The 7,703-nt window shown below is 59.8% G+C and carries 8 protein-coding genes; 1 reads left to right on the top strand and 7 read right to left on the bottom strand.

The genetic code is table 11. The features are described 5' to 3' along the window. Nucleotides 1-27: 27 nt before the first annotated feature. The 5 genes from AC1DLB_RS15150 to flhA form a co-directional block, all read right to left on the bottom strand. A complete protein-coding gene (locus AC1DLB_RS15150) occupies nt 28-399 on the bottom strand; it encodes a chemotaxis response regulator CheY (protein WP_167331167.1) in 372 nt (123 codons plus the stop codon). Nucleotides 400-566: 167 nt separating this feature from the next. Then, nucleotides 567-1,307 carry an RNA polymerase sigma factor FliA gene (gene fliA / locus AC1DLB_RS15145; RefSeq protein ID WP_018925059.1) on the bottom strand — a complete coding sequence of 247 codons (741 nt, stop codon included), beginning with the start codon at nt 1,305-1,307 and terminating at the stop codon, nt 567-569. Continuing rightward, a complete protein-coding gene (gene fleN, locus AC1DLB_RS15140) occupies nt 1,304-2,134 on the bottom strand; it encodes a flagellar synthesis regulator FleN (RefSeq protein ID WP_477785211.1) in 831 nt (276 codons plus the stop codon). The genes fliA and fleN overlap by 4 nt, the downstream gene beginning before the upstream one ends. A gap of 116 nt (nt 2,135-2,250) precedes the next feature. Further along, complete coding sequence (gene flhF / locus AC1DLB_RS15135; RefSeq protein WP_018925058.1) at nt 2,251-3,576, bottom strand: flagellar biosynthesis GTPase FlhF; 1,326 nt, start codon at nt 3,574-3,576, stop codon at nt 2,251-2,253. Nucleotides 3,577-3,587: 11 nt separating this feature from the next. Then, nucleotides 3,588-5,717, bottom strand: coding sequence for a flagellar biosynthesis protein FlhA (gene flhA / locus AC1DLB_RS15130; protein WP_007938653.1), 2,130 nt, complete (start codon nt 5,715-5,717; stop codon nt 3,588-3,590). Between the two features lie 393 nt (nt 5,718-6,110). Between flhA and AC1DLB_RS15125 the strand changes: the two genes are divergently transcribed. Further along, nucleotides 6,111-6,260, top strand: coding sequence for a hypothetical protein (locus tag AC1DLB_RS15125; protein ID WP_018925056.1), 150 nt, complete (start codon nt 6,111-6,113; stop codon nt 6,258-6,260). Between the two features lie 48 nt (nt 6,261-6,308). On the opposite strand, the gene flhB is transcribed toward AC1DLB_RS15125, so the two are convergent. Together flhB and AC1DLB_RS15115 are read right to left on the bottom strand one after the other, a co-directional pair. Beyond that, nucleotides 6,309-7,448 carry a flagellar biosynthesis protein FlhB gene (flhB, locus tag AC1DLB_RS15120; protein WP_086945860.1) on the bottom strand — a complete coding sequence of 380 codons (1,140 nt, stop codon included), beginning with the start codon at nt 7,446-7,448 and terminating at the stop codon, nt 6,309-6,311. 3 nt (nt 7,449-7,451) lie between these two features. After that, the coding region (locus AC1DLB_RS15115; RefSeq protein ID WP_477785210.1) for a flagellar biosynthetic protein FliR at nt 7,452-7,703 on the bottom strand (252 nt) is incomplete at its 5' end.

Raw genomic sequence — 7,703 nt, 5'->3', positions numbered from 1 at the left:
CTCCATAGCTCCCCCGTGCGCAGTACATCAGCCGATGCGTTCGAAAATCTTCTCGATTTTTTCTTTCAACGCCTGGGCTGTGAAGGGTTTGACCACATAGCCGTTAACACCGGCCTGGGCCGCTTCGATGATTTGCTCGCGCTTGGCTTCGGCGGTCACCATCAGCACCGGCAGGTGCTTGAGCCTTTCATCGGCGCGCACCGCACGAAGCAGGTCGATGCCGGTCATACCGGGCATGTTCCAGTCGGTAACCAGAAAATCGAAGTTACCGCTTTGCAGCATCGGCAACCCGGTCAGCCCGTCATCGGCTTCGGCGGTGTTGGTGAACCCAAGGTCACGCAACAGGTTTTTTATGATCCGCCGCATCGTTGAGAAGTCATCAACGATGAGGATTTTCATGTTCTTGTCCAATTCGACCTCCAAGCAGTCTTAAACGCGCCCAGCACCTGGACGCGCCATTTCAATCAATCCGGCAAAGCACTCAATGACTGTCTGGAGCACAACAGATCGAGACCGGTACGGTTCAACACCACACCAGCTCCATTCGCAGTGTCCCCACACTGCCTTCAGCGCGCTCGCCACTCCCCCAAACGCCCCCGCAAACGGGCCGCGCACTGGCTGTGTAACTGGCTGACCCGCGACTCGCTGACCCCCAGGACCTCACCGATTTCCTTGAGATTCAACTCTTCGTCGTAGTACAGCGCCAACACCAGTCGCTCACGCTCCGGCAAATTGGCAATCGCGTCCGCCAGCGCCGCCTGGAAGCGTTCATCTTCCAGATCGCGTGACGGCTCGAGATGAGCACTCGCGCCATCCTCATGCAGCCCTTCGTGTTCGCCGTCCTGCAACAGATCGTCGAAACTGAATAACCGGCTGCCCAGGGTGTCGTTCAAAATCCCGTAATAATCGTCGAGACTCAATTGGAGTTCGGCCGCAACTTCGTGATCTTTAGCGTCACGGCCGGTTTTAGCTTCAATCGAGCGAATCGCGTCGCTGACCATGCGGGTATTGCGGTGGACCGAACGTGGCGCCCAGTCCCCCTTGCGCACTTCATCGAGCATCGCGCCGCGGATTCGAATGCCCGCGTACGTCTCGAAACTCGCGCCTTTGCTGGCGTCGTATTTGGTTGATACTTCAAGCAGGCCGATCATCCCGGCCTGGATCAGGTCTTCGACCTGGACACTGGCCGGCAGACGCGCCAGCAAGTGGTAGGCAATGCGTTTGACCAGTGGCGCGTAACGCTCGATCAGCTCGTACTGCGCGTCACGTGCCGACTGCTTGTAGAGGTTGTAACCGCTGGCTGTCATAGCACGGGTCCTGCAGTTTGTTGCACGAGGCGCTCGACGAAAAACTCCAGATGTCCACGAGGGTTGGCCGGCAGTGGCCAGGTATCGACTTTCTGCGCAATGGCCTTGAACGCCAGGGCGCACTTGGAACGCGGAAAGGCTTCATACACCGCGCGTTGCTTCTGCACCGCCTTGCGTACGCTTTCGTCGTAAGGCACTGCGCCGACGTATTGTAAGGCGACGTCGAGGAAGCGATCCGTGACCTTGGTCAACTTGGCGAACAGGTTGCGGCCTTCCTGCGGGCTCTGCGCCATGTTGGCCAGGACGCGGAAGCGGTTCATGCCGTAGTCGCGGTTAAGCAGTTTGATCAGCGCGTAGGCGTCGGTGATCGAGGTCGGTTCGTCGCACACCACCAGCAAGACTTCCTGCGCGGCGCGCACGAAGCTGACTACCGAGTCACCAATGCCCGCAGCGGTGTCGATCACCAATACGTCGAGGTTGTCGCCGATATCACTKAACGCCTGGATCAGGCCGGCATGCTGGGCCGGGCTCAGATGAACCATGCTCTGGGTGCCGGAGGCGGCCGGGACGATGCGGATACCGCCAGGCCCTTGCAACAGCACGTCGCGCAGCTCACAGCGGCCTTCGATCACGTCGGCCAGCGTGCGTTTGGGTGTCAGTCCCAACAGAACGTCGACGTTCGCCAGCCCCAGATCGGCATCCAGCAGCATGACGCGCCGGCCGAGCTCAGCTAGAGCCAGGGACAAGTTCACTGACACGTTAGTCTTCCCGACGCCACCTTTGCCGCCGGTCACCGCGATCACCTGTACGGGATGCATGCTGCCCATGTTATTTCTTTACCTTGTCTTACTTAGACGGAGGCCACATTACTGGCTGCGCGTTCACCATCGGAACAATGCATGGCAGACCATCGATGTAGGTACAAAAAATGTTCATTAACACCTCAGCCAACCTGCTTGGTCGGGCTGTGGTAAATATCAGCGAACATGTCAGCCATGGCTTCTTCGCTGGGTTCTTCCTGCATTTGTACGCTAACGGCGCGGCTGACCAACTGATGACGACGTGGCAGATGCAAATCATCCGGAATCCGTGGACCATCGGTCAGGTAAGCCACCGGCAACTCATGACTGATCGCCAGGCTCAACACCTCGCCCAGACTTGCCGTTTCATCCAGTTTAGTCAGGATGCAGCCGGCGAGGCCGCAGCGTTTGTAACTGTGATAAGCGGCAGTTAGAACCTGTTTCTGGCTGGTGGTTGCCAGGACCAGATAATTTTTTGATTTGATGCCGCGCCCGGCCAGGCTTTCGAGCTGCATCCGCAGTGCCGGATCGCTGGCCTGAAGGCCGGCGGTATCGATCAGCACCACGCGTTTGCGCAGCAAGGGCTCCAGCGCCTGCACCAGGGATTGACCCGGATCGACGTGGGTCACCGACACGTTAAGGATCCGGCCCAGCGTCTTGAGCTGTTCCTGGGCACCAATGCGATAGCTGTCCATGCTCACCAGCGCGATGTTCTGCGCGCCGTACTTGAGCACGTAACGGGCCGCGAGCTTGGCCAGCGTGGTGGTCTTGCCCATGCCGGCCGGACCGACCATGGCAATCACACCGCCCTCTTCCAGTGGCTCGACTTCCGGGGTGGCGATCATCCGCGCCAGGTGCGCGAGCAACATGCGCCAGGCCTGACGAGGCTCTTCAATGTCGGTAATCAGTGCCAGCAGATCGCGCGACAACGGGCCGGACAGGCCGATGCGTTGCAGGCGACGCCAGAGGTTGGCCTGGGCCGGACGGCTGCCTTGCAGCTGATTCCAGGCCAGCGAGCCAAGCTGCACTTCCATCAGTTCACGCAGGCTGTTGAGCTCGAAACGCATCGAATCGAATGCGCGCGGATCGACACCGGTCGCCGCAGCAGGCGCGGGGGCCGGACGCCGAGGTTCGGCGAGCGCCGGTTCGATCAGCGGTTCGGCGGCGGTCAACGGCAGGCCGGCGAACAACTGGCGATTGGTGGTCTTGTCGCTCTCGCCATCGCCGCGCAGGCTCAGTTCGGCCTGGGCGGTGACGATCCGCGACTGGGTCTTGCGCAGCTCATCCTCGAGTTCCATGTTCGGAACACGCGGGGCCAGCGCCGACAATTTGTAATCCAGGGCAGCCGTCAGCTCGACACCGCCGGCGATCCGGCGATTGCCAATGATGGCGGCATCAGCGCCCAGCTCATCACGAACCAGTTTCATGGCCTGACGCATATCGGCGGCGAAAAAACGCTTAACTTGCATAAACCACTACCTCAGCCGTTGGGCCCTACTGTCGCAACGATGGTCACTTGCTTGTTGTCAGGAATTTCCTGGTAAGCCAACACGTGCAAACCCGGCACCGCCAGCCGACCGAATCGCGAGAGCATCGCGCGAACCGGACCGGCCACCAGCAGAATCACCGGCTGACCTTGCATTTCCTGACGCTGCGCCGCATCGATCAACGAGCGTTGCAGTTTTTCCGCCATGCTTGGCTCCAGCAGAACGCCCTCTTCCGAGCCTTGTCCTGCCTTCTGAAGACTATTGAGCAATATTTGTTCCAACCTTGGTTCCAAGGTGATCACAGGCAGCTCCGACTCAGTGCCTACAATGCTTTGCACGATTGCACGGGATACGCCGACGCGCACTGCGGCCACCAAAGCGGCGGTATCTTGACTCTTGGCGGCGTTGTTCGCGATGGCTTCGGCGATGCTGCGGATGTCCCGCACCGGCACCTGTTCGGCCAGCAACGCCTGCAAGACTTTGAGCAGTTGCGACAGCGAAACCACCCCCGGCACCAGCTCTTCGGCCAGCTTCGGTGAGCTTTTGGCCAGCAATTGCATGAGTTGCTGGACTTCTTCGTGGCCGATCAGCTCGCTGGAGTGCTTGTACAGAATCTGGTTCAAGTGGGTCGCCACCACCGTACTGGCATCGACCACGGTGTAACCGAGGGATTGCGCCTGGGCACGCTGGCTGATTTCGATCCACACCGCTTCCAGGCCAAAAGCCGGATCTTTGGCGGTGATGCCATTGAGCGTGCCGTAGACCTGACCCGGGTTGATCGCCAGTTCGCGCTCCGGGTAAATCTCCGCTTCAGCCAGGATCACGCCCATCAGGGTCAGKCGATAGGCGCTAGGCGCCAGGTCGAGGTTGTCACGGATATGCACAGTCGGCATCAGGAAGCCCAGGTCCTGGGAGAGCTTTTTACGCACCCCCTTGATCCGCGCCAGCAACTGCCCACCCTGGTTGCGATCCACCAGCGGAATCAGGCGGTAGCCCACTTCCAGGCCAATCATGTCGATCGGCGTCACGTCATCCCAGCCAAGCTCCTTGGTTTCCTGAGCCCGGGCCGGTGACGGCAGCAACTCCTGCTGACGCTTGACCTCTTGCAGGGCCTGAACCTTGACCGCGTTCTGCTTCTTCCAGAACAGGTAAGCGCCACCGGCCGCCAGGGCTGCCATGGACAGAAAGGAGACGTGTGGCATGCCGGGCACCAGGCCCATCACCGCCATCAAGCCTGCGGCCACCGCCAAGGCTTTCGGCGAGGCGAACATCTGACGATTGATTTGTTTACCCATGTCTTCCGAGCCGGAAGCACGGGTCACCATGATCGCGGCAGCGGTCGACAACAGCAGTGATGGCAATTGCGCCACCAAACCGTCACCGATGGTCAACAGCGCATAAACCTTGCCGGCATCACCAAAGCTCATGCCGTGCTGGAAGATACCCACCGCCATGCCGCCGATCAGGTTGATGAACAGAATCAGCAGACCGGCGATGGCATCACCGCGCACGAATTTGCTGGCACCGTCCATGGAACCGTAGAACTCGGCCTCCTGGGCGACTTCCATCCGGCGCAGTTTCGCCTGGTTCTGATCGATCAGGCCGGCGTTCAAGTCGGCGTCGATCGCCATCTGTTTACCGGGCATCGCGTCGAGGGTGAAACGCGCGCTCACCTCGGAAATCCGCCCGGCGCCCTTGGTTACCACGACGAAGTTGATGATCATCAAAATCGCGAAGACCACGATACCGACCACGTAGTTACCGCCGATCACCACTTCACCGAAGGCCTGGATCACCTTACCGGCGGCGGCATGGCCGTCCTGACCGTGGAGCATCACCACCCGCGTGGAGGCCACGTTCAGCGCCAGTCGCAGCAATGTCGCCACCAGCAGAATGGTCGGGAACACCGCAAAATCCAGCGGCCGCAAGGCGTACACGCAGACCAGCAACACGACGATGGACAAGGCAATGTTGAAGGTGAAAAACACGTCCAGCAGGAACGGCGGCACCGGCAACATCATCATGGCCAGCATGACCAGCAGCAACAGCGGCACGCCCAGATTGCCCCGACTGAGGTCGGCGACGTTTGTGCGGGCACTGTTGATTAACTGAGAGCGATCCACCGGTTTTCCCCGTTCCTTTAAAGCAAACTTTTGACGCCTGAAGCAGGCGCAGGGCGGCTATTGCAAGAAGCCTTCCAACTTTTGCCAAGGAGGGAAATAGATAGATTTGTTGAGCCCGGGGTAGCAGCTGCCGAGCTGCGCGAGGCTGCGTTCGGCTGCGCAGCAGTCGCAAATCCTGTGCGAGGACTGCGTCCTCGAACGCAGCCTCGCAAGCTCGGCAGCTGCTACGAACAAGGTGGATCAGAGGCGGGACATGACATCGCTCAAGTTCACTGCCCCACCATTCGTCCAAAGACCTGCACAGCCGTAAGTTTTGATAGTAGCCAAAACGGCCTTATGGGTATTGGATGGTGATCATCAGCGTTGGTAATACCAAGCGCCGGAGCAGCGATCATGCCCAAGAAAGCGGTCAAGTCATTCAACGATGCCAAAGGCTTCGATCTGGTTGCGCCCAAGCAACAGGACGACAGGAAGAAACAGGAAAACAGTATCGCGAAAGAGCCCGGCAATGAAAAAGCCAAGAGGCGGCATCAGCGCCCGTAGGCGCTGTCGAAGGCGGCGATCTTTTTGATTTCAGAACCGTAGACCCGATCAGGAATCGCGTCGCAGATCCGGCGGAATCGGCAAATCATCTTTCAGCGGATCCGGACGTTTGCCCTTGCCCGCGCGGTACTGGCGGATCTGGTAGACGTACGCCAATACCTGAGCCACCGCCAGATACAGCCCGCCTGGAATTTCCTGATCCAGTTCCGTGGAGTAGTAAATCGAACGCGCCAGGGCGGGCGATTCGAGTAACTGCACTTGGTTGGCCACGGCGATTTCGCGGATCTTCAAGGCCAGGAAGTCGCTACCCTTGGCGATCAGCATCGGCGCACCACCCTTCTCCGGATCGTACTTGAGCGCCACGGCGTAGTGGGTCGGGTTGGTGATGACCACGTCGGCGTCGGGGATCGCGGCCATCATTCGCCGCTGCGACATCTCGCGCTGCAACTGGCGAATGCGCTGTTTGACCTCCGGCCGCCCCTCCTGATCCTTGTGCTCGTCACGCACTTCCTGCTTGGTCATCAGCAGCTTATTGTGGCTTTCCCAGAGCTGCACCGGCACGTCGACCGCCGCGATGATGATCAGCCCGCAAGCCATCCACAAGGTGCTCCAGCCGACCACTTGCAGGCTGTGAATGATCGCCATGTCCAACGGCTCATGAGCGATGCGCAGCAGATCGTCGATGTCCGACGACAAGACGGCCAACGCCACGAACAACACGATGAAAAACTTCGCCAGAGCCTTGAGCAGCTCCACCAGCGCCTTGACCGAGAACATTCGTTTCAGCCCTGCGGCGGGATTCATGCGACTGAACTTGGGCGCCATGGAGCCAGCCGCAAACAGCCAGCCCCCCAGGGAAATCGGGCCGATCAGCGCGGCCAGCAGCAAGGTGATCATCACCGGCTGAATCGCGAACAAGGCGATCTGTCCCGAATGCAGCAGATAAGTCGCCATGGAGCGCTGATCCAGAATCACCTCTCGCGAGAGCGAGAAGTTCATGCGCATCAGCTCCATCAAATCCTGGGCCAGGGCGCCACCAAAAATCAGCAGCCCACCGGCGCCGGCGAGCATGACCGCCAGGGTGTTGAGCTCCTTGGAGCGCGCAATCTCACCCTTCTCACGGGAGTCCTTTTTGCGTTTCTCCGTGGGGTCTTCTGTTTTGTCCTGACCGCTTTCGCTCTCAGCCATGACTCAGCGCGCCTGTGCCAGTTCGCGTAACAACTGCAAGGCCTCGGCGGCCAGCGGTTGATACTGATTGAGAATGTCCGCCAGGCCGACCCAGACGATGAACAGTCCAAGTACCAGGGTCAGCKGGAAACCGATCGAGAAGATGTTCAGCTGCGGCGCCGCCCGGGTCATCACGCCAAATGCAATATTGACCACCAGCAACGCGGTGATCGCCGGCAGCACCAGCAACAGCGCCGCACCAAGCACCCAGCCGAG

The sequence above is a fragment of the Pseudomonas sp. 05N434 genome, assembly GCF_056396965.1.
The sequence above is the reverse complement of the archived record's forward strand: the minus strand, read 5'-3'. Positions and strand labels throughout refer to the sequence as shown.

Excerpts from the sequence above, each read along its gene's own strand:
- flhB (WP_086945860.1), bottom strand. The coding sequence starts at position 7,448 with ATGGCTGAGAGCGAAAGCGGTCAGGACAAAACAGAAGACCCCACGGAG.
- AC1DLB_RS15125 (WP_018925056.1), top strand. The coding sequence starts at position 6,111 with ATGCCCAAGAAAGCGGTCAAGTCATTCAACGATGCCAAAGGCTTCGAT.
- fliA (WP_018925059.1), bottom strand. The coding sequence starts at position 1,307 with ATGACAGCCAGCGGTTACAACCTCTACAAGCAGTCGGCACGTGACGCG.
- AC1DLB_RS15150 (WP_167331167.1), bottom strand. The coding sequence starts at position 399 with ATGAAAATCCTCATCGTTGATGACTTCTCAACGATGCGGCGGATCATA.
- flhF (WP_018925058.1), bottom strand. The coding sequence starts at position 3,576 with ATGCAAGTTAAGCGTTTTTTCGCCGCCGATATGCGTCAGGCCATGAAA.